We start from the raw sequence: 25,431 nt of genomic DNA, 5'->3' as shown, positions 1-25,431 counted from the left end.
AGCATCAACCATGCTATCAATGGAAGTGGAGAACTGCTACTGAATCATGGTAAACTATTGTATAATAGCAGTATTATAGAGGGTGAACTAAAGTGACAATTCGTTATCCGAATGGGAAATTGTATTCTCCTACTCCAGCTGTTCAAAAAACAGCTAAAAAGGGGAAAGATAAAGATTTTTCTTTTAGTAATCGAGGAAAAACACTAGAGGATGAAATTAATGAAGCAAACGACTATTATGTAAAAAAGCAACTTGCTATCATTCATAAGAAACCTGTTCCCGTGCAAATCGTCAAAGTAGAGTACCCATCACGAAGTGCTGCAGTTATTCGTGAGGCTTATTTCCGAACGCCCTCGACAACAGATTACAACGGCGTTTGGAACGGGCATTATATTGATTTTGATGCAAAGGAAACTGCTTCAAAGACCAGTTTTCCCCTAAAGAATATTCATTTACATCAAATGACACATATGCAGCAAGTGACGGAACAAAATGGTGTGGCTTTTATCATCGTTCGTTTCTCAGCTTATGAACGATATTTTATTGTGCCATACGAAGTTTTACAAAAGGCCTGGCTAGCGATGGAAAAAGGTGAACGTAAATCGATACCCTTTTCAACGATTGAAGTGGAAGCTTTTGAAATTTCCACAAGCTATTATCCACGTATCGATTATTTACCGATTATCCAAAAGCTCATTGAAGCACAAAGTCATGGTTTTGAAAGTGAGGAGATAGTAGAATGACTGAACGTCGTCGTACACGCGGTGAGCATCAAAAGGCTCTCGCTCAAAAAAATAAAAAAAGCGCGCCTCCGAAATCATCGAAGAAAAAATGGTTCAAGCGCATTACGCTAACACTTGTGGCAATTATAGCTGCATGCTTTATTGGAGGTGCTGGGTTATTCGCCTATTATGCAAGTACCGCACCTGAACTAGATGAAAACTTACTGAAGGACCCCGTTTCCTCTGAGTTTTATGATAAAAACGGTGAATTATTTGCAACAATTGGTGCAGAAAACCGCAAATATGTAAAATATGAAGATATACCTGAGGATATGGTTAACGCAATTCTTGCAACGGAAGATGTACGCTTTTTCGAACACGGTGGTATGGATTTTTATCGCCTCGGTGGCGCAATAATCGCCAACTTCCGTGATGGTTTCGGGGCACAAGGGGCCTCTACATTAACACAGCAAGTTGTTAAAAACTCATTTTTACAAAACGAGAAAAAATTAAAACGTAAGGCACAAGAGGCTTGGTTGGCCTTCCAATTAGAACGCAAGTATTCAAAAGAAGAAATTTTTGAAATGTACTTTAACAAAATGCTGATGTCAGGTCGTGTTTACGGCTTCGGAACAGCAGCTCAATATTTCTATGGTAAAGAATTAAAAGATTTAACTTTAGATGAAGAAGCATTACTTGCAGGATTAGTACAACGTCCAAATGCTTACAATCCATTAAAAAATCCTGAACTTGCAGAAAAACGTCGTAATACAGTTCTAGGATTAATGTATCAACATGGTAAAATTACAAAAGCTGAGATGGAGGAAGCAAAGAAAGTAGACGTTCAAGCTGGTCTAGCTGACGATGCGACACGTCAAAAATTTGCTGGTTCTAAATATGACGCCTTCCTTGATGTCGTTATTAATGAGTTAGAGGATAACGGTGATGGTAATGCAATGGCGGAAGGGATTAAAGTCTACACAACACTTGACCCGAAAGCACAACAAACTGTTGAAAATATTATGAATGATGACAGCAACTTCCCAACAGAAAAGATTCAATCAGGTGTAGCTGTCATTGATACAAAAACTGGTCAAATTCAAGCAGTTGGCGGCGGACGCAATTACGGGGCTCGTGGTTTCAACTATGCAGATGACTTAACAAAAAATCAACCAGGCTCTACAATGAAGCCATTACTTGATTATGGACCAGCAATCGAAAACTTAAAATGGTCAACGGGTCAAACACTTGTGGATGAACCAATGAATTACACAAATTCGAAACAAACCATCACGAACTGGGATGGTCAGTATATGGGGCCAATCACAGCACGTAAAGCTTTATACGCTTCACGTAACGTTCCAGCTGTAAAAGCGTTACAAGAAGTTGGTCCAGATAAAGCAAAAGAATTTATTGGTCGTTTAGGTATTGAAGCTGAAAATGTGTATGAATCTGATGCAATCGGTGGTGGGGATATTACGATGTCTCCTATCCAAATGGCAGCTTCCTATGCAGCATTTGGGAATAATGGTGTTTACACTGACCCTCATGCGATTACAAAAATCGTTTACCGTGATGGTAAAACAACAAAAGACTATACACCAGAGTCTAATGTTGCGATGAGTGATTATACGGCTTATATGGTGACAGATATGCTACGTGACGTTGTTAGTAATAAGCCTGATGCTTCAGGTACTGCTGCCAATGTTTCTGGATTAGATATCGCGGGTAAGACAGGGACAACAAACTACTCAAGAGCTGATTTTGACAAGCATAATTTACCAGATACGAGTGTGCCGGATTCATGGTTCGCTGGTTACACAACAAACTATTCAATCGCTATTTGGAGTGGTTATGAAAAACACTTTGATCCAATTACAACTTGGGATGAACGTCGTTTACCACAACAATTATTTAAACAAATTATGACCGAGATTTCGGCGGATGTTGAAACACCAAATTTCAAAAAGCCAAGCTCGGTTGTGGAAGCAACAATTGAAGTTGGGTCAAAACCACTTAAATTAGCAAGTGATTACACACCAAAAGAATTACGTCAAACAGAGCTATTTGTTCGTGGTACAGAGCCTAACGAAGTTTCAAATAAATACGAAGTTCCGGAACTTACTACACCTTACAATGTAAGTGCAAGCCTAGATTTAGAAGGTCAATCTATTGATATTTCTTGGGAGCATGATGCAATGCTTAATCCGGAAACAAATGAACCTCTACCAACAACCTTTGAAGTATCCGCTTCACGAGAAGGTGGAGAGACTATTTCTCTCGGCACAACGGAAAGCAAAGGTTTAACAGTCAGCAATGCATTGGAAGATGGCAATTATACGATTTCTGTCATGGCGATTGTAGATGGTACACGCAGTAAACCAGGTACAACAACCTTCCAGGTGTCGGGTACGATTGATGAAGAGTTGGAAACAGAGAATCCAGATGAACCTGTAATCGAGGAACCAACGGAACCCGAACAAGGTGACAATAACGGCAAGGATAAGGACAAGGACAAGGAAAATGGCAACAATGGCCATGGTAATGGCAATGGAAACGGAAATGGCAATGGAAACGGAAATGGTAACAATAACGGTGGTGGAGGTAATACCGATACCGGCACCGGAAGCGATGGTGGCGACAATAATGGTGGCCAACCACCAACTCCACCTACCGAACCAGTGACCCCGGATGAAAATGGCGAAAGCACAGAATAAAGAAAAAGCAGAGAAGTTTCACTTCTCTGCTTTTTTCATTTGTATCAGCGTTTCTTTCACGTCACTATTGTGATCCAAACTGTCGATTCGTATTTTCTATCAATCATTTTGATCACGTTCCGCCTACTCTAGCCCTTGGTTACCTGGAGCCGTAATCGTGCAGTTCGTTTTTTAGTTTCTTTAAATAATTCATCAAGCTGACGATAGCAAGCATATTGACCTGGCTTTGCTTGAATAAAAGCCAATCGGTCAATACCATTAATGGGCAATACCTCGTCACCTGCTTCTTGTACTAAACGGTCAAACAATACAACAGCTTCTTCCATTAAGCCTTTTGCTTCACCATTTCTAGCATCATGAGCTGCATGAATTTTCGCTTCAAGCACTGTCCACTCTGCAAACCAAGCATCAATTTTTTCCTTTGCGATTGCCTCTACATTCACGCTTCCTTCACCAGTCCTTTTTTCAAACGCTTGTGGCCCTCTCGACAATCAGCAAGTAAAGGACATGTAAGGCAGCCAGGATTTTGTGCCTTACAATGATAACGACCAAAGAAGATTAACTGATGATGCGTTTTCGACCACTTGTCCATCGGTGTTTTTTTCATAATCGTTTCTTCCACCTCAAGCACTGAATCTTTCCAGCGACAAAGCCCTAATCGTTTAGATACGCGCTCAACATGTGTATCTACAGCGAGTGCAGGAATATCGAAGGCTACCGATAATACAACATTCGCTGTTTTACGACCAACCCCTGGCAATGTAACTAGTGCTTCTCGACTTGCTGGTATTTCGCCGTTGTATTCTTCTAGTAGTCGTTGACATAATGCTTGAATGTTCTTCGCTTTATTTCGATACAAGCCGATAGAGCGAATATCTTGTTGTAATTCCTCTAAGGATACAGCTAAATAATCTTCTGGCTTTTTATATTTTTGAAACAATGTTTTCGTTACCTTGTTTACAAGAACATCCGTACATTGTGCCGATAATAACGTGGCAATAGTCAGCTCAAACGGATTGTCATGCACTAACTCACAATGTGCATCAGGAAACATACGATCCATTTCCGCTAGACAATGCTCCCATTGTTTTTTTGTTAACATCCGTAAGCCCCCTATTCTCTTTCTTCTAACCAATTATAAAATGGTACTTTATTTGCCGACTGCATATCTTGTTGCATTGTACGGGCTGGCGGTCTATTAAAAGTTTGTTTTTCACGGAACTGTTCACTTTGTTTTTGTGCAGCCTGTGGTGTCATAATATTTTTCTTTTTCCACTCCAGCAATATTCGATCAATATAACGAATACTCAGTTTGCCAGCAAACACAGCCTCCTTCAGCGCCTCCTTAATAAGCGCTGGACTGTGCTTATCCTCATCTAGCCAAAAACCGATTTTTTCTAGCTCTAAAGGAGATAAAAGACGCCCCATTTCCTCTTCAAATAACCGGAATACCTCACCTTCTTCTTGTCGAAGTGTTGTTGCTGATTTTTGGTGCTCCTTCATTTCAATAATCTGCATAATACGCTCCCACAGTGGGTATACCGAATATTTTTCATATAGCTTGCCATTTGCATCGACGTCGCTTGTAATTTCAAGGAAGCCTTTTTGCATTAATCGTTGTAGACGTGAAGTAATGTCATTGTCAGGCATTGTGAGACGATTCATCAGATCATTAGGTGTTGGGAAATCATTGCCCTCCATATGGAACGCAAGTAAATGTATAACAATCAGTGCCTCTTCATCCTCAATATTTAACTCCTTATAAAACTGAAAAAAAAGCTGAGGAATTTGAACCATTCTCTGCTCAGTCCATGTACGGAGTCGATTATTGTTTGTGTTCATATTATACTTGACTCCTTTTTCCATCGTAAGTAGAAAAGCCGCGTAGACATTTCACTACGCGACTTTTAATTGATCCCGCCTTAACATTAACGGGTAGTAATGCTTATGGATATAAGCGGTTTAGTAAACGTGGGAATGGAATCGTTTCACGGATATGCTCAGTACCAGAAATCCATGCCACTGTACGTTCCAATCCTAGACCGAAGCCTGAATGTGGTACAGAACCTTGTTTACGTAGCTCTAAATACCATGCATAAGCATCTAATGATAAGTTATGTTCTTCAAGACGCGATTTTAATAAATCATAGTCATGAATACGCTCAGAACCACCAATGATTTCTCCATAGCCTTCTGGTGCAATTAAATCTGCACATAATACAACGTCATCTCGCTCTGGATGTGGTTGCATGTAGAATGGCTTAATGCCTACTGGGTAGCAAGTGATGAATACAGGTTTATCATATGAATTGGCAATTGCTGTTTCATGTGGTGCACCGAAATCATCGCCCCATTCAATATCGTCAAATCCTTGTTCATGTAATAATTTAATAGCATCGTCGTAAGAAATACGAGGGAATGGCGCTTTGATATTTTCAAGTTTTGATGTATCACGGCCAAGTCGCTCTAATTCTAATTTGCAATTTGCCAGCACTGATTGTACGATGTGCGCTACATATTGTTCTTGCACTTCTAGGTTTTCTTCAAATTCTACAAATGCCATTTCTGGCTCAATCATCCAAAATTCGATTAAGTGACGGCGTGTTTTAGATTTTTCAGCACGGAACGTTGGACCGAATGAGAATACTCTACCTAATGCCATCGCAGCCGCTTCCATATAAAGCTGACCTGATTGAGAAAGGTATGCATCCTCATCAAAATATTTTGTATGGAATAGCTCAGAAGTACCTTCAGGAGCTGAACCTGTTAAAATTGGTGGGTCCATTTTTGTAAAGCCATTGTTGTTGAAAAACTCGTAAGTTGCACGAATAATTTCGTTACGGATTTTCATAATAGCGTGTTGCTTGCGAGAACGTAGCCATAAGTGACGGTTATCCATTAAAAACTCTGGTCCATGTTCTTTTGGTGTAATAGGGAAATCAGTTGCAGCATGTAGTACTTCAATACCAGTAACAGCTAGCTCACAGCCAAAGCTTGAACGTTCATCTGCTTTAACTTCTCCCGTAATGTACATTGATGTTTCTTGGGACATACCTTTTGCAATAGCAAAAATTTCTTCGCCTACTTCTTCTTTTACAACAACACCCTGAACAAAGCCAGAACCATCACGTAATTGTAAGAAAGCGATTTTCCCACTTGATCGTTTGTTTGCTAACCAAGCACCTAGCTTGACGGTTTCACCGATATGCTTTGGCATATCTTGAATCATAATTTTTTTCATAGAAATCCTCCAAAGTTGGTTAAAAGGATTAGTCTTGCCATTTTGATTTTACAAATGCATCAATTCGACGGACTGCCTCTTCTAATAATTCTAAAGATGTAGCATAAGATAATCGCATTGTAGTTGGTGCACCAAAGCCAGAGCCTGGAATCACTGCTACGTTTGCTTCTGTTAAAATATCCGCAGCGAACGCATCTACTGAATCATAACCAGTATGAGCCATAGCTTCAGCTACATCTGGTAATAAGTAGAATGCACCCTGAGGCTTTAATACGTTGAAGCCAGGGATCGCACTTAGCTGTGGATAAATTTTTTCAAGACGAGATTCGAAAGCTTGACGCATTTCTTCTACAGCGTCTTGTGGCCCATTATACGCTTCAACTGTTGCATATTGTGCAGTTGTTGTTGCATTTGATGTAGAGTGTGATGCAAGGTCAGTCATTGGTTTAATAATGTCCGCATCTCCTGCAGCATACCCGATACGCCAGCCTGTCATAGAGTGAGATTTTGCAACACCATTTACTACGATTGTACGTGCTTTCACTGCATCAGATAACTGTGCAATTGAAAAATGCTCAATACCATTGTATACAAGCTTCTCATAAATTTCATCTGACACGATTAAAATATCTTTTTCTTCTGCAACAGCTGCAAGTTCAGCTAGCTCCTCACGAGAATAAATCATACCTGATGGGTTGCTAGGAGAGTTGATAATAACTGCTTTTGTTTTATCTGTCACAGCAGCTCTTAATTGATCTGCAGTAATTTTATAGTTTTGCTCGCTTGTACCTTCAACATAAACAGGTACACCGCCCGCTAATTTCACTTGTTCTGGATAAGATACCCAATAAGGAATCGGAATAATAACTTCATCGCCCTCGTTTAAAATAACTTGGAATAAAGTGTAAAGAATATGTTTCGCCCCAACACCTACAATTACTTCATTCGGCTTATATGTAAGGTTGTTGTCGCGTTGTAGTTTATCGATAATAGCGTTCTTAAGTACTGGAAGACCGCCAGCAGGTGTATACTTTGTTAAACCTTTTTCCATCGAATCAATGGCAGCATTTAAAATATTTTGTGGCGTGTTGAAGTCTGGCTCACCAGCACCTAGACCAATAACATCAATTCCTTGCTCTTTTAACTCTTTTGCTTTCGCAGTAATTGCTAGAGTTGTTGATGGTGTTAAAGTTTTCACACGGTTTGCTAATAAATTTTTCATACGGGATCTACTCCTCTTATAAATTCGTAATGCGCGTCCACCAGTCGCCGTCCTTAAACATAATATAGACATAGTTGAGCTTATCGTGATCGTTTAGGTATGTAATTTCCCAAACAGCACCTGGCTCCTCATAGCCTAATTTTACATTGAGGACCTTTTGTACATTTCCTTCTTTTTTTAAAACCGATAATGCTTGCTTTTCCGTAATACCATCTTTCAAAAATACTTCCTTAATTGAATCAGCTTTTAGATTCGTCGGAACAAAGACAGCCTTTTTCTCACTGTTTTCATCTACCCCGAACACAGTGACGTACGAATGTTTGCCATTATATGTGTATGACTCCGAGACAATTGCGAGGGCTTTGGCATCGAGTGCCAACTGTTCAGCCTGCTCTTCAATTGAACGGAATGGAGCCTCGGCTTTCCAGAGTACTATAATACTAATGACAAGTGACAATGAAACCATAAAGACAGAAATGAAAATCAACCAGTTTTTCATATATTCACCTTAAGTTTCACATCTAGCTTATTCTTCAATACGAATGCTTGATGCTTTTGCATGTTTTTAACTGTGTATACATTCATTTTGCTTTCCATTTTTGTCAACCTGCTTTCTTTCCTCATACCACAACATTATACAACAATTTTGTGCTGTCGTGTTTCTTAATTTTATATATTATCCGTTGATAAAACAACGTTTTCGAATCGACGGAATAATCAGAAATATATTAACCCTTTCAAAGTACAAATTCCTATTCACTAGTGCAAATAGGAAATCAACTACGCCATTAAAAACTAATGATATTTCACAAATCACATAGTTTGCACAACCCCCATTTTTAGCGCGATACAAGTACTAATCTTCTTGCTCAAATAAATTCTTGTATTGTTAATTTTTCTGGTCATTGAGACAAACACCCCTTCTCACTTTTAAGAGACTGCTTTCATCTTTTTGAACAATTGCTAAAGTAAGTAAATAGGCATGCATATTCTTGACAAGTTTTTGTAAGTATTATTTTGTTCATTCCGAATCAGTCTCCAAAAATGCCGATATTTTATATATTACACAATTCCATCCATTATTGTCCCCTTTGCCTAAGGAAAAAGAGAAATCGAACAGCATCGATTTCTCTTTTTTCTTGTTTGACCAAGTCATTCAATCTCCTTTACCCTATTTCTCTGTTAATGGCCCGTGTATTTCGGAGATTTATGGCCATTAATCACAACCCACTATCGTAAGCAAGGCGAAAGGTCCTTCAGAGGCGATTTCACAAAGATTTTCTAGAGCATCATTTTACAGCCTCGCTCACTTCAAATCGCAAAATCCTCTTTGTTGCTATTGCCAGCACAACCATGACAACACTAATTATTAAAATAGGAACATAGATGTTAACACTAAAACCTTCGAATAACAGCCCATACAATATTTGACCAATTGGTGCCATACATTGTGAAACGGCAATGATAATCGCCATCACCTTCCCTAAGTTTTCATTAGGTGTTTCTTTTTGTACAACTGTAATCACGTAAATGGAAATAATCGTCATAATCATTGCTATTAAAAGTGCACTACCAACAAATAAAGTATAGGATGAATAATAGCCAATATTAAGCATGATAGGGGTAACCGATAAAGCCATTGGAACAATCAATAAAACCGTGATGAAAATCCAAAAATACAAATTATTGATGCCCATTTTTCTCGCAAAGTACCCCATTGATAAAGCCCCTAAGATCGTAGCAAAATCGATTAACCCCATCCCTACTCCATACAATGTATCACTACTTTGCAAAGTGACACGAAGAATAATTGGTACACCCACGACAAATAAGGGTGTTAATAATAAGTTTAATAATGCCGCTAAAATCATACATTTGAAAATAAAAGATTGCTTCACTACATAGCTAAAGCCCTCTTTCAAATCATTTACAAGCGTTGAAATAATATGTCCGTTCTGTTCTCGTTGCATAAATGGTATTTTAATAAACATCTCTAATATGGCAGAGAGGAAAAAGAACAGACCACTCACTATAACAAGCACTTTTAAGCCAATCATGCCATATAGTATCCCCCCTAGTACTGGAGCCGCTACATTAGACAACGCTTGAATACCATTGACAATTCCATTTGCTTGCTCAAGTTTTTCCTCCTCTACAAGGACTGGAATACTGGCCATCACTGTAGGTGCATACATGGCACTAACGAAAGAAAGCAGCACCATCACAACACCAATAAGCAAAATAGAAATATGACCAATTACTAGTACTACAAAAAAAGCAAAAACAATGATGCTACTAGTAAAATCGAATATTACCATTAAATTACGTCGATTAAACCTGTCAGCAATAGCTCCTCCAAACGGTGCTAGTAAAATTGGAATACTTGATATCGCAAATAGTCCTGCAAAAAGATCTGCACGCCCTGTAATATCTAGTACATATAGTGATAGGGCAAATCGTAAGAGAGCAGATCCTAAAATAGAAATAATTTGCCCAATTACCATGAGGTTAAAATCTTTTGAAAAGCCTTTTCGTTTAATCTGTGATTCCATTCTTTAGACCCCTTCCTTTAACATTCAAGACCCTTTTGAAAGTGTAGAATATTTTTGTATTGTAAGAAGAAGGACATTACAAAAAATACTCATAGTACTTAACCACATGAGCCACTCACTTTGCGCGCTCCAAGATATCATTAGCAGCAAGAGTCCCACGATAATAGATATATAATTTCCAGTGCGACTTATTTTTGATTTCCGACGAAGTTTTTCCTTAACGTAATACGAAGATTTCTTTATTTTACGTTTCATAAGATAAACTTTTTCTTTTAACTTCTGCTTCATCTCTTTTGTTTTTTGAGGATAAAAAAATGTTATAACTCCTTTAGTCACGGCGTTCTTCATCTCCATATCGTCGTTTTAATAACTCAGTCAAAACTCTCTCTTGGAAGTCCGAAATCTGTTCTGGCTCCCCTATCTCCATATTTACCATTTCTTCATATCCATCTAGTTCCTCACCGTCAAAACGATAGAGTTTTTGCAATAACTTCCACAATGTTTCAATTTCCTCAGTATTAAAGTCTTTAAAGATATCTGCTAAAAAGTAAGTAGACTTCTCCGAACAAGCAATTAAAGCTATTTTTCCCTCTGAAGTAATCTCGACATTAATTGATCTTTTATCTAATTTACTTGGTATCGTTTGAACATATCCTTTTTTCACAAGACTTGTTATTAATTTGTTTGCGGTTTGCTTTGTTGTACCGAGCTTTTTAGCAATATTAACGAGCGTTGTATTTTCTATTGGTAAATGGGCAATGGCAATTAAAGCCATATGCTGTCTAGAAGTTAATACCTCTAAATATTCATCTCCTCTGATCTGGACTTTATTGACAACTGAAAACAATGTCGCATAACTTTGCTGCATAAAATGTAATTCCTTCAATAAAAGATTAAAATCCATATGTAGCACCTCTTTTTAGTCACCATGTTTACTAAAATAATACAACACGAACTTTAATACGTCAACATAGTGACTATTTTCCTTTGTAATTAAACCACAATAGACCGACTGTCGGTTTATAATATTGTATGTTGCTTCTCCAAAAAATGAACCTGTTTGGAACTTCCCCTAAAAAACTTAGAAATAGATACATTTCAAGAATAAACCTCTATCACAATCATCATATTTTACTATGAACTACTCGTTTCATATTCAGTTCACAAAGACGTGCTATAGTAAGAAACATAAAAGGTTCATAATTTATTGTTGATGAAAATGAAGGAGGCTTTTTACGTTGCAGGAGACTTCAAAAGATACGACAAAACAGAATGATTGGCGACGATTTGTTCGCTTAGTCAAACAAGCTGAGCCGCCAATATGGCTTTTAATAATCTCATTAATGATGAGTTTAGCGACTACCGGGGTTGGGTTTATCGTTCCGTTATTTACAAAAAAATTAGTGGATGGCTTTTCAGTAGAGTCCCTTGATTATTGGCAAATTATTTTGTTAGGTATTGCTTTTATCGTGCAGGCTATTGCGAGTGGGCTTTCCATTTATTATTTAAATCGTGTCGGACATCATGTTGTCGCGAATTTAAGAGATCAGCTTTGGAGAAAGTTACTTCATTTACCAATTCCCTATTACGATGAAAATGATACAGGCGAAACATTAAGTCGTGTTACGAATGACACAGCTGTCGTCAAGGAGCTTATTACAGAACACCTTGCGAACTGTTTATCGGGTGTTATTTCCATTATAGGATCAGTCATCATTCTATTAATCTTAGATTGGAAAATGACTTTAGTGATGCTCATTGCTGTTCCGCTTGCTATGATTATTTTGATGCTGTTAGGAAGACGGATGTTTGTCATTTCCAAAGGTATGCAAGATGAGACGGCAAAATTTACGTCTGTGTTAAATCAAGTTTTACCTGAAACTCGATTAGTAAAGGCTTCTAACGCCGAGCGTTTGGAATACGAGAGAGGCAAGAAAGGAATTACCAACCTCTTTACGTTTGGTTTAAAAGAAGCGAAAATCCACGCCCTTATCTCTCCGCTTATTTCGTTTGTATTAATGTCAGTCCTTGTGGCGATTATTGGATACGGTGGCGTACGAGTTTCTTCAGGAGAACTTACAGCTGGCGACATGGTGGCATTTATTTTATATTTAATCCAAATCATCATGCCAATGACCCAATTAACGATGTTCTTTACACAGCTACAAAAGGCGATGGGTGCTACAGAGCGAATCAGTGCATTACTTGAGCATGAAGAAGAAAATATTTTCGAAGGAAAAACATTAGAAAAGGTGGATCAACCGATTTATGTAAAAAATGTTGACTTTGCTTATGGAGAAGAACCGATTTTATCGAATATCAATTTTACAATTGAACCAGGTAAAGTAACGGCCATCGTTGGACCAAGTGGCGGAGGAAAAACAACGACATTTTCTCTGTTAGAAAGATATTATCAACCTACTAACGGACGTATCATACTCGGAGATACTCCGATCGACACGTACTCCCTACATTCTTGGAGAAACCAAATCGGCTACGTTGCTCAGGAGAGTGCACTGCTATCTGGTACGATTCGTGAAAATATTTGCTACGGCATCGACAGAGTGGTGCCGGATGAAGAACTTGAAAGAGTTGCTAAAATGGCCTATGCCGATCAGTTTATCAACGAACTGCCAGAGCAATTTGACACAGAAGTCGGAGAACGGGGCATTAAACTTTCTGGCGGTCAGCGACAACGCATCTCTATCGCCAGAGCACTATTACGCAACCCTCAAATATTAATGCTAGATGAAGCAACATCTAGTCTGGATAGTAACTCGGAAATCTATGTTCAAAAAGCTTTAGATAATTTAATGCAAGGTAGAACAACGCTTGTCATTGCCCACCGCCTTTCAACAGTAGTGGATGCAGATCAAATACTTTTTGTGGAAAAAGGACATATAACGGGCAGTGGCACACATGATACTCTATTTGAGACTCATGACATGTATCGAGAGTTTGCCAAGCAACAATTACGTATTAAAGAGGAATAACGAAGGGATTTGTTAGCATGACAACACTTTTAGTTGTAGATGATGATGCGCATATTCGAGAATTAATAAAAATATTTTTACAAAATGAAGGTTTAGAGGTAATTGAGGCTACGGACGGTGTGGATGCACTGTCCAAATTAGCTTCTGATAAAGTGGATATGATCATATTGGATATTATGATGCCAAAAATGGATGGCTGGGAATTATGTGAAGAAATACGTTCATTTAACGATGAACTCCCCATCCTGATGCTCAGCGCAAAGGGAGAAACCTCACAAAAGGTGAAGGGCTTTAATCTTGGAACAGATGATTATCTTGTGAAACCTTTTGAGCCAGCAGAGCTAATCGTCCGTGTAAAATCAATACTTAAAAGATACCGTATTTCCATATCTCAACTCGTGGAAGCTGGCAATGTAAAGTTAAATCGCAATACACATGAAGTCGTATATAATGGGAAATCTTTAACACTGCGTTTAAAGGAATTTGAATTATTATTTGCCTTAGCAAGCTATGCTGGGAAAACATTTTCACGCGAACAACTCATTGAAGAAATTTGGGGATATGACTATGAAGGTGATGAACGTACAGTCGATGTTCACATTAAAAGGCTTCGTCAACGTTTCCCACAAGAAACAAGTGGATTTGTTATTCGCACAATTCGTGGCTTAGGTTATCGATTGGAACTTGTTTCATGAGAAGACTAAAAAACTTTTTAAAGCTTTTGTTATCTTTAACGGTCCTTCTTATCGTTAACATCATATTTGCTTTTATTTCATTCCACATTACTTCATGGATTTATGATTGGTTAGGTAAACATCCACAAGGTTTTTGGCTTCAGTTATGGACCGTAGTTGGCGTATTTGTTCTCTTTACTTGCACTATTATTATTCTCTTTTTAATTGGACTAAATAAACAGCGAAACTATTGGGATACGGTTGTAGATGCATTAAGCCGACTTGCTAAAGGTGACTTTACTGTAAAATTAGACCTTAAAACAAATGAAGATCAATTCGGTCAATTAATACATGGTATCAACCATATGGCGGTCGAATTAGGCGAATTAGAAAGAATGAGACAAGAATTTATCTCGAATGTATCTCATGAAATCCAATCTCCCCTTACATCTATTAATGGTTTTGCTAAAGCATTGAAAAACATGGATCTCCAAGAGGATAAGCGACAGCATTATTTAGAAATTATTGAGATGGAAAGTAATCGTTTATCGAAAATTAGTGACAATTTACTAAAGCTAACGTCATTAGAATCACAGCATCACCCCTTCGAGCCAAAGCACTACCGACTCGATAAGCAATTACGCCATGTAGTGCTAGCACTTGAACCGAATTGGTTAGCTAAAAATATAGAGATGGATCTTCAATTAGAAAATATTTCGGTTATGGCTGATGAAGACTTAATGAATCAAGTATGGATGAATTTACTTAGCAACAGCATTAAATTCACACCCGCTACTGGCACCATTACAATTTCTATGACGAAGCAAATCAATACGATTACTATTGCCGTTCATGATAATGGTATTGGTCTAACAGAAGAACAGCAAAAGCATATATTTGAGCGATTTTATAAGGCTGACCCATCGAGGACAGCTGCTAATGGTGGAAGTGGCTTAGGGCTATCCATTGTCAAAAAAATTATCGATATGCATAACGGAACAATCACTGTCGAAAGCAAGCTTGCTGAATTTACAACATTTTTTGTCACACTGCCATTGCAGACAGATCAGACTCGTGCAAACGAATAATAGCTTCTTTCTTCGTCTGGCACGGGTCTATTAAACAAGGAATCTAGTAAGCTACTTTTCTAAAATACTGATAAACTTTTTCAAGTTTTTTACCTTGTTTCCCCTTTTTACTTTCCATATTGCCAAATTCAAAAAACTTCACTTGTTTAATGCCCACAAAACTAAATAACGCTCTTTTCATTAATATTTTATGAGCATTATTCAGCCATAATAAAGGATATTTTGTTGGACCCTTCATTGTCGAAATACACACCACTGATTTTCCTTTTAGAAGCCCCTCTGGAAATAGCCCCTTTTTATCTTTATACGCAAAATTGGCCGCAAACAATTGGTCAATATACCCTAATAGCATTGCTGGTGGTCTTCCCCACCATATCGGATAGACAAAAACGATTTTATCAGCCCACCTAATTTGTTCTCGATATTTCTCAAGCTTTGGATCACGAAACATATCCCGACGGCGTTTATGTTCATGAAATACTAAAAGCGGATTAAATTGCTCCTCGTATAAATCTACTATTTGAATATCCTTTATAGAAGGATTGTCATTACAGCCCTTCATAACCTCCTGTAAAAAAGCATAATTCAAACTTTTATGATTCGGATATGTATAAATAATTAATGCGTTCATCATGCGCCCTCCATTGCTTATCATTTGATAACAAAATAATAAACCTTCTGTTTTTAGTTGTCAAATGATAATTGTTTTAAGATAAGTTTTTTGTTATCTTGTCAGTAAGAGGTGAACAAGTGTGGACAAAAAAGATTTATTCGATCAGTTTGTAGCATTTACAACAGCTGTACACCAAGTAACGCACGAATTAACACAAGACGTTAAAATCGACAATATTACCCCAGTACAATATAAAATTCTTGAAAATATAAAAGTAAGCCAGCCAGTCACGCCTACTGAAATTAGTGACTGTCTGCATATGTCATTACCTAATACAAGCCGTGAATTACGAAAATTACAGGAAACAAAGCTAGTAGAAAAAATGATTGATACCGAAGATCGAAGAAAGCATTATGTTTGCCTTACAGCAGATGGAGAAAAAATGATGAAAGAAGCATTTGCCTGTATAGAAGAGCGCTTTCAACAACTAATACAACATGCATCTAAGAAAGATTTAGAGGACATTCAATATGCTTTAAACATTCTTAACAAAAAGGTCTTTCATCCAAAATTATAAAAAAACCTGCATGCTTTCATTAGGAAAAGCATTGCAGGTTCTTTCACTGTTTAGTATATTGACATAGAAAACGTTCCACACCCGGGTATTTCTCCCCTAGGCTAGTTATGAAAAAACCATAGCGTCGATAAAAATCTACTGCCTCATGATCTGTTTCAGCAACTATTGATGTGTACTCATTTGCCATAAAATTAATCATTTTACTGCCAATGCCTTTTCCTCTTTGATTAACTAATACAGCAATATGCTTAATAACACATTTTGATAAACTGATTTGTTCTATCCCAATACAACCGACTATTTCACCCTCAACTTCGAAGCTATATAATGTCCTATTCGATAAAAAGATATATTTTTCATACACTTGTAGAACTTTTTCATCCGACGTTGCAAAAGAAAGTAGCTTTCTAATAATTGGAGAAATAGTGTTTGCCTGAACTATATTCATAACTTATCTCCTTTAAATGTTGGTAGCAGGAATGACGACAGCATGACAAGCTTTCTCATAAAACTCGATTGGACCTGCTCCCCCAATGATTGCATATTCGTACCCAATATCATGCATATCTTTTAAACAATGATGGAGTAGAGAGTATCCTATCCCTTTCACTCGATTAGATTTCGCTACACCCATAGGGCCAAAATAACATTTTTTATTTTGATACACGTCAAATGCAGCAAATCCAACAAGATCTCCCTTATTATCAAAAGCTACATATATAGAAGGTGTAGTACTTAAAAATGCACTATTAATTGTATCTGACCACTCTTGTGAAAAATGATTTTCTACAAATTGAATTAGCTTATTCTGATCATCACGATTTACCCTACGAATATTGCTAGAATTCACTTTTGGAAAATTGTAATTTTCAAGATGAGTAACCATATCTCTTGATGTGGTACCAAGCTTTAAAATCAATTTCATATCTTCTTCTGAAACGAATTCCTCAAGCATATTCGTCTTTATTAATGCTTTAAGCAAGTGACCTTCATTTAAATAAACCTGGTTATAGTTTTGCATATAGCTAGTTGCTTGTTCCAATACAGTTACAACATCCTTTGTTATGGGAACATTAAATAAATGATGACTTGTAACTTGCTTGTCTGATTTTAGACTAAACTCATTAGCCCTGTCTCTTAAAGAAGCTCCATCTATAGTACATTTTAATACTATTTCGCCAAGGACCCCCTCTTTTTCTTTTAAACAAGCCAGTAGGAAATGAATTGGTAGTAACATATTATGTTGTGAAGAGGAAGCTTCTTTTTCTGCATTTTTTTTGATCCTTAACATACGATTTGTTAATTTTATAGTAGATGAATTCAAATGCCTAACATCCTTTCATTGATTTTTCTTCAACTTCTCAATTTAATCTCTATGTTAAATAACTGAAATATTAGAACTTTATCATATCATTAATCATGTTTTCTATTATAAATAAAATTGAAACTATTAATTTGCTTATTATTAAAAATTAGGAATGACATTTGAATGTTGATTGGAGTGGAGGCTGGGCGACTCCTTGGGGATTAGCGGTAGAGGAACGAAGGCTAAGGGCATCACGTCCTGTGATAACGCCATCGTGACCAACATCTTGTTGGCCCGAGACCCTGCAGCGAAGCGAAGCGGCTCATCGGACGCCCCCAGGAAGCTCTGCTCTGCGCGAAAGCGAAGCGTCAGCGGCAAATGTTTTATCTGTGTGAAAGCGAAGCGTCAGCAACAAAGCGCCCAGTCGGAACGGAAATCAACCACTCGTTATGGTGATGAGCCTATTAAGTGTAAATCCCCCTTATTTTCACTATTTAGAAAACATTATTGCCAATACATCGTCACTCATCTGCACTTTTTTTAATAATATGTATAGAAGGAGGAGACTCAAATGGAAGTAGTAGACAAGAAGTGGATAGAAGAACATTTTGAAACACTTCCATTATGGCAACAGTCAGCATATAAAGACTTCGCTGCCACAGTTGAAGATGAAGTAAATACTTTCCCCTGTATCCCAGCTAGAACAGGTTTTTTATCAAACCATCTTCGTTATAGTTTTATCGAAGATCCACGGGAGGAGCAATCGATAAAGACGTTAGCACAATGCTTAAAGGAATACGGAAAATGCTCGCAAACATTTGGAAAATATACAACCCACGCCATTTTCTTTAAAACCCCTGACGATATGCTGGAAAACTTCGATGTTGAGGATTATAGAAATTTGTTTTGGTTGGTTTTAAACAATTTAACTAAATTTGATGATTGCGATTGGCCAGTGGAAATTCCAACTGATCCATCTCATCATGATTGGGAATTTTGTTTTAACGGTCAACCTTATTTTATCTCTTGTGCAACGCCAGCCCATAAATCGCGAAAGAGCCGTCATTTTTCTACTTTGTTAATGGCATTTCAGCCCCGCTGGATATTTGAAGAAATCAATGACTCTACTGTATTTGGTCGAAAATTAAAAAAACTAATTCGTCAACGCATCTCTGAATATGATGCCATTCCAGCTCATCCTGATTTAAAATGGTATGGGCAAGAAGATAGTTATGAATGGAAGCAATATTTTCTAAGCGATGATCACGGTAGTCCATCGAAATGTCCATTTCTACGTATGCAAAATTCTCTGTTTTCATCACACAACGAAGAACATTAAACATGTTTATCGTGTTTTTGCCTTTTCATCACAATCCAAGTGGCAATTCCTATTATGACGATAAAAAGCAGGCTCACGAAAAATCCGAGTCTACTAGTTTTTTCCCCTAACGTTCCAGACACTGTCACACCAATGAGCAACATCCCGATACCATTTTTTACATGATCCCACTTCGTTAGCTCCATTAGCTTCGCATATGTTACTAATATAAAGAGCCAGTTATAAATAAGCATGAGACCTGCAGCTGTCATCAAATATTCAAAAATCTTTTCTGGCATGAGGAAACCAATAACAATTGTAATGATTAAACCACTGGCTAGAAAGAGCAAAGCAGGAAATGGAACCTTCATTTTTCCCTTTTTAGCCAGTGCAGCTGGGGCATCATGATCCTCTGCAAGTGTAATGAGAATCGTTACGACTGCGTACAAAGAGGCTACCATTGTTGAAAAACCGGCAATAATTAAAATGCCATTAAAAATATCTGCAACAAAAGGAATGTGATAATCACGAAGGGCTGTAATAAATGGGCTTTCCTCAATATTAAAATCCTTCCAAGAGACAAGCATCAAGGCAAGCATAATAGCCATTAAGAAAATGATCGTTATGACCATAAGCATCACTTTTCCAGCTTTCGATGCTTCTTGAGGATTTTTTAAATCAATGACCATTAACCCGATACGAAAAACATATACATTTCTAAAAAAATGTAGACATCTCTACTGTGACACAACTTATATCTTTTGACTTTCGTTTTGTGTCTTCCTTATTCACCGAGTCTGGTTTCGCCGAGGCTACTGCCATTTGGTATGACTCTCCAAAGGCTTAAATTCCGCAGTATCGTTACGTACACATCTAAGGCTTAGTTTCAGTTAAGCTTCTTAGATTGAATAATTTGCTAAGTTAATGCTTGCGTTCAAATCTCTATCCATCTTTAATCCGCAAGAGCAGATAAATAATCTGTCTTTCAGTCTCAAATCTGATTTGATTTGTCCACAAGAAGAACAAGTTTTTGATGATGGAAACCATCTGTCGGCTTCAACAAGTTCAATTCCATACTTTTCACATTTGTATTGAATTTGCCGTTTGAATTCATATAACTTCTGCCCGGCTACCGCCTTCGCCAGATGTTTGTTTTTCATCATACCTTTTACATTTAAATGTTCCATTACAATACGAGATGGCTTGGTTTTCACGATCTCATTAGAACACTGATGTAAATGATTTGTTCGGATGTCGTTAAGTCGCTTATATAAATTACGAATTTCAGTGTTTTGTTTTTGAATATTTTTCATATTCTTTAAAGGTATTTTATAGATTGGCTTTCGTTTTTTAGTATACGCTTTCGTATTGGCTTCAAGCTTACGAGCTAGTTGTCGTTGTTCTCGCTTCAACTTTCGCTCTAATCGTTTGACTTCTTCAGTTTTGTTCATGTTCTTTTTGAACTCACCATCAGAACAAACTGCCAATTTTTCGATACCCACATCAATTCCTAAACTTTCGTCGGTCAAATCATATGGCTCAAATTCTTGCTCAAATCCAATGGATAAGAACCAATTTCGTCCGTCAAATGAAATGCGTGGATTCGAATATTTATGACCTTTTTTAAGCTTAGGAAGTGCATTGCAAGTTTTTACAATGCCAATCTTTTCACCTCTAAAACCTTCACCTGTTCGTTTTAAACTTTCATAATTTACATAAAAACTAACTTTACTTCTTCGTCTGCTTTTGAACCTTGGCTTTTCAGTCAAGCCTTCGAACCAACGCTTTCTAGCAATATCGGCATCTTTCACCGCCTGTTTCATCACATTGCTTCCGACTTCCTTTAGCCATTTATGTGTTGTTGGTTTCAGTTCATTATTGATTTTCTTACGAACATCGCTCTCTTTGACTGTTCGCTTCTCGTTGTTATAAATACGTTCGCTTTCAGCCAAGAAATAATTGTAAGCCCATCTCGCAGTCCCCGCAGACTTCCAAAACAAAACCTCTTGTTCTTTAGTTGGTTTTAGTCTGATCTTTGTCGCCAGGATCATTGTTTTTCACCTCGTCAATCAATCGTTTAGTTTTCTTCGACCGTTGACCGTATAATCTATGTGCAAAGACCGTGACAATAAGTGACAACATTTACCCCAACACGTTTAGCAAATTTCCCAATGGACATTAATTCCATGTGTACCACCTCTCTTTCGCTATGATAAAATCACTTTACCCTATTTAGAGAGGTTGTTAACATTTTTATATTTGTATATATTTTTCTTGTTCACATTATGGCGCAACCCTTAATGCAGTCTTTCTCTCACGAGTAGACCTCTTATGCTTTCACATAAGCGCAGACTATATCTTCATCTTATCTTCTGATAAGAGCCACATTTTTCTTCCGCCATTCGCTTGCGGTTTTACTCTCCCTCAAGGAGATAGTCGTTGAACGTCTTCCTTGTCTCATTAGAGATTTAGGAGTTCGCTGCTAAACATCCATTGCCAAAGCACTTAGCGCCACCGTTTTCCGTTGTCACGATGATCCTTTACGGACACTGAGTAATTTTTTTCAGCTTATGCCATCCTTGTTGTTTTTTTTGCTTTCGCACCGTTACGTCTGCCGTTTCCAGCTCCGCTTTGGTCACAAGGCTTTAGGAGTTAAAAGCAATTAACGTGGAGTTCGCACCAATCGCTTGATACGAAGGGTATTCTGTTATAAATCTATACTTCTATACAGGTTTGTATAGTTTTGTCTAAATTTGTCGTAACAGTTTAGTTACCCATTACCTCAATTCCACCAAATGCATAAAAAGCATATAGCAAACCAAGCCAAATTCCTTTAACACCTTGAGAGAAAAATTCTTCATAATTTGCATGCAAAGAATCAAGCGTTGCTGAATCCGTGTTGATCCCTTTTATAATTAACACAACCGCCACTACAATAAACATCACAACCGCCGCTGTCTTTAACGCACCAAAGATATTTTGAAAGTTTTCAAAGCCCTTCATACCAGTAAGAATAACGACTAACCCAAGTGCAGCATAAATGGACGCAGCCACCCATAATGGAAGCGTTGGGACCCAAAGCTTTGTAAAAATACCAAGTGCCATCAATTGACTCCCCATAATAAGCATTTCAGAAATCAAGTAAACCCAACCATTACTAAATCCTGCCCATCTTCCAAAAGCTTGCTTTGCATAGGTACGGAATGAGCCTTTATCAGGGTTAGCAACAGACATTTTAACAAGTGCATCATAAACAATGTAGGTACAAATCGCTGCTAACAAGAAGGGGATTACAACAGCAGGACCACTTTTATGAATGGCCATACTAGTCCCAAGAAAAAATCCTGTTCCAAGTGTACAACCTATACCAAGAAGCGAAAGCTGCCACCAAGACAACTTCCCTTTACTTGTTTTAGATGTCATTTTGATTAACCCTCCTTTACTTTCTTAACAATGGCAATGTCATACAACGAATGCCACCACCGCCTTTTTCAAGCTCTGTGACATCAACTTCTATCAAATTCTTTTTTTGCAATAATGGATGCCTCGTCCAGTGTTGCTTCGTTGCTCGCTTACTAATCAACAGTGTCTCGGGATTAAGATTAATAAAATTGATATCAGGGATTGTATTATATTTTTCAAGCCAGTAAACGTCGAAACCATGGCGATTTAAAAATTGCTCGGTCATTTCAAAACGACTAGTTTGAGCTGTGAAGACGTGTACAGGAAAATAACGCATAAAGTTTTTAGCTATTAGCAGATTAGCGTTCGTTACATTACAATTCATATCTAAATGAAGTGTATCGGAGCGTCTTGGCAAATCAATGATTGCAATTTCCGAAAATTCTTCTTGGAAGATACGATCCTTGATACTCTCCACAGCCTCTAACGTTGTTCTCATCCCAATATTAATAAGTACAGCATCCTTATTTAAAATGAGCACGTCCCCACATTCTAAAGCAGTAGAAGGTTGTTGAACTTTTAAATTTTTTTCTGGAAACCACTTTTCTAATAATGAGTGCGCATGTGGATACTCTGGACGCCTTAGCGAACTACCTGCCTCTCCAAGGAAAATACTATTTCCTATAACACAGGCAAGATCGCGCACAAAGTACCGATTAATAAGCTGCTCACTTACTGTATTCTCTTCATTTGTTAGCTCCTTCGAATAATCAATAACATGGACACCCTCTTTTTCTAGGGCTGTCTTAAATTCCATGAAATTCTCCATTGCTTTTACATGATTGACAGTTGCACTCCATCCTACATTTTCAGCTGTTGTTAAATCTGGTACATCTAATTTTGAAGGTGCACAAAGCATAACAACTTTAAGTTCATCATGCTCCGACCAACAATTCGGTTGAAATGAGTACATAATGTTTCTCCCCTCCTTGGATTACTTTTCTCTGTTAGCGTTACCAGCGAGTATGGGATTATACAGCACCTAAAAAAGTAAAACACACCTTTCTAAAAGATGTGCCTTTAAGGAAAAATTCATGTTTTGTTTTTAGGGAAATTTTTTTTTGCATATAGCTGTACAAGTGCTCCTTAATATCCTCTTCTTCCACCTTCAATGAAAATACTGATGATAAGCTTGCTCAGCATCCATTTCGCTAGTAAATATTAACATATCGTTTGTTAGCGGGTAATACGTCTCAAAGAGGAATAGCGCCAACTCCTGAGGATGATCCGGATTGTTCACTACTGTAACCTTCTGTATGTTTGCTACTTCCTCTATTGACGGATGTCGATAAAAAATATAAACAATATCCCCTGCACTATATTGCTGTTGCTTCATTCCATCACCTTCCTATGCCTTTCCACTAGTTTGGTGTAAGAAGATGTTAAATATAATTAATTTTTGATTCTTAAGTAGATTTTTATTGAAAATATTCCCCTTCTAACAACACCCCCTAACATAAAATGTCACAAATAGAATATATATATCATGTGATACACTTCACAAATGCAGAATTTTTTAATTATTTGGTATACTCAAGAAAAGGAGGGAGAAATATGATTAAACAATCAGTTATTGAAAATGTACTTGAAGCTGCCCTTTCGACAGGTGGCGATTTTTCGGAAATTTTCATCGAGGATAAGTTTGTCAATGAATTAGCATTGCAAAGCGGAAAAATTGAACAAAGTATTTCAGGACGTGATTTTGGCATTGGTATACGCATTTTTTCTGGTCTTCAAAGCATCTACACGTACACAAACGATTTTTCAGAGGAAGGCTTACTGGCAGCAGCAAAACGAGCAGCACTTGCCATTAACGGAGGTGCTACCGGAACGATCCAACCACTGAAAAAAGACATTATTACGCCAATTCATAACATTATCATTCTACCAAACAGTGTGGAGCATGCTAGAAAAGCAACAATCATGCGACAGGCTAATGACATTGCTAGAAATTATGATGAACGCATCAATCAAGTTAAAGTAAGATATCTTGACGAAGAGCAGCATATTTTAATCGCCAACTCAGAAGGGAAGTTTGTAGAAGATACGCGCATTCATAGTCGACTTGCCATCCAGGCAACCGCCTCCGAGGGCAAAGAAATGCAAACGGGCTTCTATGGTCCTGGTGCACATGCAGGCTTTGAATTTATCGAAAATCTAGATCTGGAGCACTATGCTGGTGAAGCTGCACGTATTGCAGTCACTATGCTTCATGCCGATGAATGTCCTAGCGGTAAATTCCCAGTCATCATTGATAATGAATTTGGTGGTGTTATATTTCACGAGGCATGTGGTCATGGTCTTGAAGCAACAGCCGTCGCGAAAAACAATTCCGTTTTTGCAAATCGTATTGGTGAAAAAGTTGCCCCTGAAATTGTTACATATATTGATGATGGCACACTTCCAAACGAATGGGGTTCCCTTAACATTGATGATGAAGGGGAAAAAACACGAAAAAACATCTTAATTGAAAATGGTATTTTAAAAGGCTACTTGATTGATAAATTTAATGCGCGCCGTATGAATGCTGAACCAACCGGCTCTTCTCGTCGCCAATCCTATCGCTTCAATCCAACATCCCGAATGACAAACACATATATCGCTCCAGGCAGTTCTACACCTGAAGAAATTATTGCATCTACCGAATATGGTATTTATGCAAAATATATGGGTGGCGGTCAAGTAAATCCTTCGACTGGTGACTATAACTTTGCGGTTATGGAAGCTTATATTGTTAAGGATGGAAAAATCGATCGTCCTGTACGTGGTGCAACACTTATAGGCAACGGGGCAAAAACATTGCAGCTCGTTGATCGTGTTGGAAATAATCTTGCGCATGGTGCAGGTATGTGTGGATCAATTAGTGGTAGTCTTCCTGTCAATGTTGGCCAACCGATGATCCGTGTTAGTGAAATGACAGTTGGAGGAACGAAGGGGGAATAATTT

General features: G+C 37.8%; 24 protein-coding genes and 2 pseudogenes. 9 read left to right on the top strand and 17 right to left on the bottom strand.

The features are described from left to right. The first annotated feature begins 92 nt into the window (after positions 1-92). Both recU and ACVWXS_RS08650 read left to right on the top strand, forming a co-directional pair. Positions 93-743: a Holliday junction resolvase RecU gene (gene recU, locus ACVWXS_RS08655; protein ID WP_456957630.1), complete on the top strand. Its 651-nt coding sequence runs from the start codon at positions 93-95 to the stop codon at positions 741-743. Then, the gene (locus ACVWXS_RS08650) at positions 740-3,439 is read left to right on the top strand and encodes a PBP1A family penicillin-binding protein (protein ID WP_456957628.1); all 2,700 of its coding nucleotides are present in this window, start codon (positions 740-742) and stop codon (positions 3,437-3,439) included. The genes recU and ACVWXS_RS08650 overlap by 4 nt, the downstream gene beginning before the upstream one ends. 128 nt (positions 3,440-3,567) lie before the next feature. On the opposite strand, the gene ACVWXS_RS08645 is transcribed toward ACVWXS_RS08650, so the two are convergent. The 8 genes from ACVWXS_RS08645 to ACVWXS_RS08610 form a co-directional block, all read right to left on the bottom strand. Further along, complete coding sequence (locus tag ACVWXS_RS08645; RefSeq protein ID WP_423489297.1) at positions 3,568-3,882, bottom strand: YpoC family protein; 315 nt, start codon at positions 3,880-3,882, stop codon at positions 3,568-3,570. Further along, a complete protein-coding gene (gene nth, locus ACVWXS_RS08640; RefSeq protein ID WP_368637884.1) occupies positions 3,879-4,541 on the bottom strand; it encodes an endonuclease III in 663 nt (220 codons plus the stop codon). The genes ACVWXS_RS08645 and nth overlap by 4 nt, the downstream gene beginning before the upstream one ends. Positions 4,542-4,552: 11 nt before the next feature. After that, on the bottom strand, positions 4,553-5,281 hold the full coding sequence (locus ACVWXS_RS08635; protein WP_456957626.1) for a DnaD domain-containing protein: 729 nt from the start codon (positions 5,279-5,281) through the stop codon (positions 4,553-4,555). A 103-nt stretch (positions 5,282-5,384) separates the two neighbouring features. Then, positions 5,385-6,680 carry an asparagine--tRNA ligase gene (gene asnS / locus ACVWXS_RS08630; protein WP_068982766.1) on the bottom strand — a complete coding sequence of 432 codons (1,296 nt, stop codon included), beginning with the start codon at positions 6,678-6,680 and terminating at the stop codon, positions 5,385-5,387. 28 nt (positions 6,681-6,708) lie between these two features. Further along, entirely contained in the window at positions 6,709-7,902 is a 1,194-nt protein-coding gene (locus tag ACVWXS_RS08625) for a pyridoxal phosphate-dependent aminotransferase (RefSeq protein WP_368637886.1), read from the bottom strand. Positions 7,903-7,918: 16 nt separating this feature from the next. Continuing rightward, on the bottom strand, positions 7,919-8,401 hold the full coding sequence (locus ACVWXS_RS08620; protein WP_368637887.1) for a cell wall elongation regulator TseB-like domain-containing protein: 483 nt from the start codon (positions 8,399-8,401) through the stop codon (positions 7,919-7,921). Positions 8,402-9,191: 790 nt separating this feature from the next. Beyond that, on the bottom strand, positions 9,192-10,454 hold the full coding sequence (locus ACVWXS_RS08615; RefSeq protein WP_456957623.1) for an MFS transporter: 1,263 nt from the start codon (positions 10,452-10,454) through the stop codon (positions 9,192-9,194). Between the two features lie 328 nt (positions 10,455-10,782). After that, a complete protein-coding gene (locus tag ACVWXS_RS08610) occupies positions 10,783-11,358 on the bottom strand; it encodes a MarR family winged helix-turn-helix transcriptional regulator (RefSeq protein ID WP_368637889.1) in 576 nt (191 codons plus the stop codon). A gap of 334 nt (positions 11,359-11,692) precedes the next feature. Here ACVWXS_RS08610 and ACVWXS_RS08605 point away from each other — a divergent pair, with 334 nt between their 5' ends. The 3 genes from ACVWXS_RS08605 to ACVWXS_RS08595 are packed head-to-tail and all read left to right on the top strand — an operon-like array spanning position 11,693 to position 15,209. Continuing rightward, positions 11,693-13,447: an ABC transporter ATP-binding protein gene (locus tag ACVWXS_RS08605; protein WP_456957620.1), complete on the top strand. Its 1,755-nt coding sequence runs from the start codon at positions 11,693-11,695 to the stop codon at positions 13,445-13,447. Positions 13,448-13,464: 17 nt separating this feature from the next. Beyond that, the gene (locus ACVWXS_RS08600) at positions 13,465-14,142 is read left to right on the top strand and encodes a response regulator transcription factor (protein WP_456957618.1); all 678 of its coding nucleotides are present in this window, start codon (positions 13,465-13,467) and stop codon (positions 14,140-14,142) included. Further along, complete coding sequence (locus ACVWXS_RS08595) at positions 14,139-15,209, top strand: HAMP domain-containing sensor histidine kinase (protein ID WP_456957616.1); 1,071 nt, start codon at positions 14,139-14,141, stop codon at positions 15,207-15,209. The genes ACVWXS_RS08600 and ACVWXS_RS08595 overlap by 4 nt, the downstream gene beginning before the upstream one ends. A 43-nt stretch (positions 15,210-15,252) precedes the next feature. Here the strand turns inward: ACVWXS_RS08595 and ACVWXS_RS08590 are convergent, their stop codons facing one another. Continuing rightward, positions 15,253-15,840, bottom strand: a complete 588-nt coding sequence (locus ACVWXS_RS08590) for an NAD(P)H-dependent oxidoreductase (RefSeq protein ID WP_456957614.1) — start codon at positions 15,838-15,840, stop codon at positions 15,253-15,255. 121 nt (positions 15,841-15,961) lie between these two features. Between ACVWXS_RS08590 and ACVWXS_RS08585 the strand changes: the two genes are divergently transcribed. Next, positions 15,962-16,399, top strand: coding sequence for a MarR family winged helix-turn-helix transcriptional regulator (locus tag ACVWXS_RS08585; protein ID WP_456957612.1), 438 nt, complete (start codon positions 15,962-15,964; stop codon positions 16,397-16,399). A 43-nt stretch (positions 16,400-16,442) separates the two neighbouring features. Here ACVWXS_RS08585 and ACVWXS_RS08580 read toward each other — a convergent pair whose 3' ends face one another. Then, a complete protein-coding gene (locus tag ACVWXS_RS08580) occupies positions 16,443-16,847 on the bottom strand; it encodes a GNAT family N-acetyltransferase (protein WP_456957610.1) in 405 nt (134 codons plus the stop codon). A gap of 12 nt (positions 16,848-16,859) precedes the next feature. After that, entirely contained in the window at positions 16,860-17,723 is an 864-nt protein-coding gene (locus tag ACVWXS_RS08575) for a GNAT family N-acetyltransferase (protein WP_456957608.1), read from the bottom strand. Positions 17,724-17,895: 172 nt separating this feature from the next. Between ACVWXS_RS08575 and ACVWXS_RS08570 the strand changes: the two genes are divergently transcribed. Together ACVWXS_RS08570 and ACVWXS_RS08565 are read left to right on the top strand one after the other, a co-directional pair. After that, complete coding sequence (locus ACVWXS_RS08570; RefSeq protein ID WP_456957606.1) at positions 17,896-18,249, top strand: hypothetical protein; 354 nt, start codon at positions 17,896-17,898, stop codon at positions 18,247-18,249. 27 nt (positions 18,250-18,276) lie between these two features. Continuing rightward, on the top strand, positions 18,277-19,044 hold the full coding sequence (locus tag ACVWXS_RS08565; protein ID WP_456957604.1) for a YqcI/YcgG family protein: 768 nt from the start codon (positions 18,277-18,279) through the stop codon (positions 19,042-19,044). Here the strand turns inward: ACVWXS_RS08565 and ACVWXS_RS08560 are convergent. The 6 genes and pseudogenes from ACVWXS_RS08560 to ACVWXS_RS08535 all read right to left on the bottom strand — a co-directional run bounded on the left by ACVWXS_RS08560 (position 19,041) and on the right by ACVWXS_RS08535 (position 23,821). Further along, complete coding sequence (locus ACVWXS_RS08560; RefSeq protein ID WP_456957602.1) at positions 19,041-19,712, bottom strand: hypothetical protein; 672 nt, start codon at positions 19,710-19,712, stop codon at positions 19,041-19,043. The genes ACVWXS_RS08565 and ACVWXS_RS08560 overlap by 4 nt on opposite strands. Positions 19,713-19,922: 210 nt before the next feature. Next, positions 19,923-21,074 carry an RNA-guided endonuclease InsQ/TnpB family protein gene (locus ACVWXS_RS08555; RefSeq protein WP_456957600.1) on the bottom strand — a complete coding sequence of 384 codons (1,152 nt, stop codon included), beginning with the start codon at positions 21,072-21,074 and terminating at the stop codon, positions 19,923-19,925. Next, positions 21,037-21,153 (bottom strand): annotated as a pseudogene (locus ACVWXS_RS08550) (IS607 family transposase); the annotation flags it as partial. The gene ACVWXS_RS08555 and the pseudogene ACVWXS_RS08550, both read right to left, overlap by 38 nt. 642 nt (positions 21,154-21,795) lie before the next feature. Next, positions 21,796-22,446: pseudogene (locus ACVWXS_RS08545) on the bottom strand (amino acid permease); the annotation flags it as partial. Positions 22,447-22,462: 16 nt separating this feature from the next. Further along, on the bottom strand, positions 22,463-23,398 hold the full coding sequence (locus tag ACVWXS_RS08540; protein ID WP_456957598.1) for an arginine deiminase family protein: 936 nt from the start codon (positions 23,396-23,398) through the stop codon (positions 22,463-22,465). Positions 23,399-23,593: 195 nt separating this feature from the next. Continuing rightward, positions 23,594-23,821, bottom strand: a complete 228-nt coding sequence (locus tag ACVWXS_RS08535; RefSeq protein WP_368637901.1) for a transcriptional regulator SplA domain-containing protein — start codon at positions 23,819-23,821, stop codon at positions 23,594-23,596. 218 nt (positions 23,822-24,039) lie between these two features. On the opposite strand from ACVWXS_RS08535, the gene ACVWXS_RS08530 reads away from it, so the two are divergent. Beyond that, the gene (locus tag ACVWXS_RS08530) at positions 24,040-25,428 is read left to right on the top strand and encodes a TldD/PmbA family protein (protein WP_402989561.1); all 1,389 of its coding nucleotides are present in this window, start codon (positions 24,040-24,042) and stop codon (positions 25,426-25,428) included. Positions 25,429-25,431 lie beyond the last annotated feature (3 nt).

The sequence above is a fragment of the Lysinibacillus sp. TE18511 genome, from assembly GCF_054062295.1.
This window is presented reverse-complemented; position numbering and strand designations above follow the sequence as displayed.

Bases quoted from the DNA above. Each gene is read 5' to 3' on its own strand.
- ACVWXS_RS08540 (WP_456957598.1), bottom strand. From the start codon at position 23,398: ATGTACTCATTTCAACCGAATTGTTGGTCGGAGCATGATGAACTTAAA.
- nth (WP_368637884.1), bottom strand. From the start codon at position 4,541: ATGTTAACAAAAAAACAATGGGAGCATTGTCTAGCGGAAATGGATCGT.
- ACVWXS_RS08615 (WP_456957623.1), bottom strand. From the start codon at position 10,454: ATGGAATCACAGATTAAACGAAAAGGCTTTTCAAAAGATTTTAACCTC.
- ACVWXS_RS08610 (WP_368637889.1), bottom strand. From the start codon at position 11,358: ATGGATTTTAATCTTTTATTGAAGGAATTACATTTTATGCAGCAAAGT.
- ACVWXS_RS08555 (WP_456957600.1), bottom strand. From the start codon at position 21,074: ATGATCCTGGCGACAAAGATCAGACTAAAACCAACTAAAGAACAAGAG.
- ACVWXS_RS08535 (WP_368637901.1), bottom strand. From the start codon at position 23,821: ATGAAGCAACAGCAATATAGTGCAGGGGATATTGTTTATATTTTTTAT.
- ACVWXS_RS08635 (WP_456957626.1), bottom strand. From the start codon at position 5,281: ATGAACACAAACAATAATCGACTCCGTACATGGACTGAGCAGAGAATG.
- ACVWXS_RS08595 (WP_456957616.1), top strand. From the start codon at position 14,139: ATGAGAAGACTAAAAAACTTTTTAAAGCTTTTGTTATCTTTAACGGTC.
- ACVWXS_RS08560 (WP_456957602.1), bottom strand. From the start codon at position 19,712: ATGGTCATTGATTTAAAAAATCCTCAAGAAGCATCGAAAGCTGGAAAA.
- ACVWXS_RS08600 (WP_456957618.1), top strand. From the start codon at position 13,465: ATGACAACACTTTTAGTTGTAGATGATGATGCGCATATTCGAGAATTA.
- ACVWXS_RS08580 (WP_456957610.1), bottom strand. From the start codon at position 16,847: ATGAATATAGTTCAGGCAAACACTATTTCTCCAATTATTAGAAAGCTA.
- ACVWXS_RS08620 (WP_368637887.1), bottom strand. From the start codon at position 8,401: ATGAAAAACTGGTTGATTTTCATTTCTGTCTTTATGGTTTCATTGTCA.
- ACVWXS_RS08625 (WP_368637886.1), bottom strand. From the start codon at position 7,902: ATGAAAAATTTATTAGCAAACCGTGTGAAAACTTTAACACCATCAACA.
- ACVWXS_RS08590 (WP_456957614.1), bottom strand. From the start codon at position 15,840: ATGAACGCATTAATTATTTATACATATCCGAATCATAAAAGTTTGAAT.
- ACVWXS_RS08565 (WP_456957604.1), top strand. From the start codon at position 18,277: ATGGAAGTAGTAGACAAGAAGTGGATAGAAGAACATTTTGAAACACTT.
- ACVWXS_RS08650 (WP_456957628.1), top strand. From the start codon at position 740: ATGACTGAACGTCGTCGTACACGCGGTGAGCATCAAAAGGCTCTCGCT.
- asnS (WP_068982766.1), bottom strand. From the start codon at position 6,680: ATGAAAAAAATTATGATTCAAGATATGCCAAAGCATATCGGTGAAACC.
- ACVWXS_RS08530 (WP_402989561.1), top strand. From the start codon at position 24,040: ATGATTAAACAATCAGTTATTGAAAATGTACTTGAAGCTGCCCTTTCG.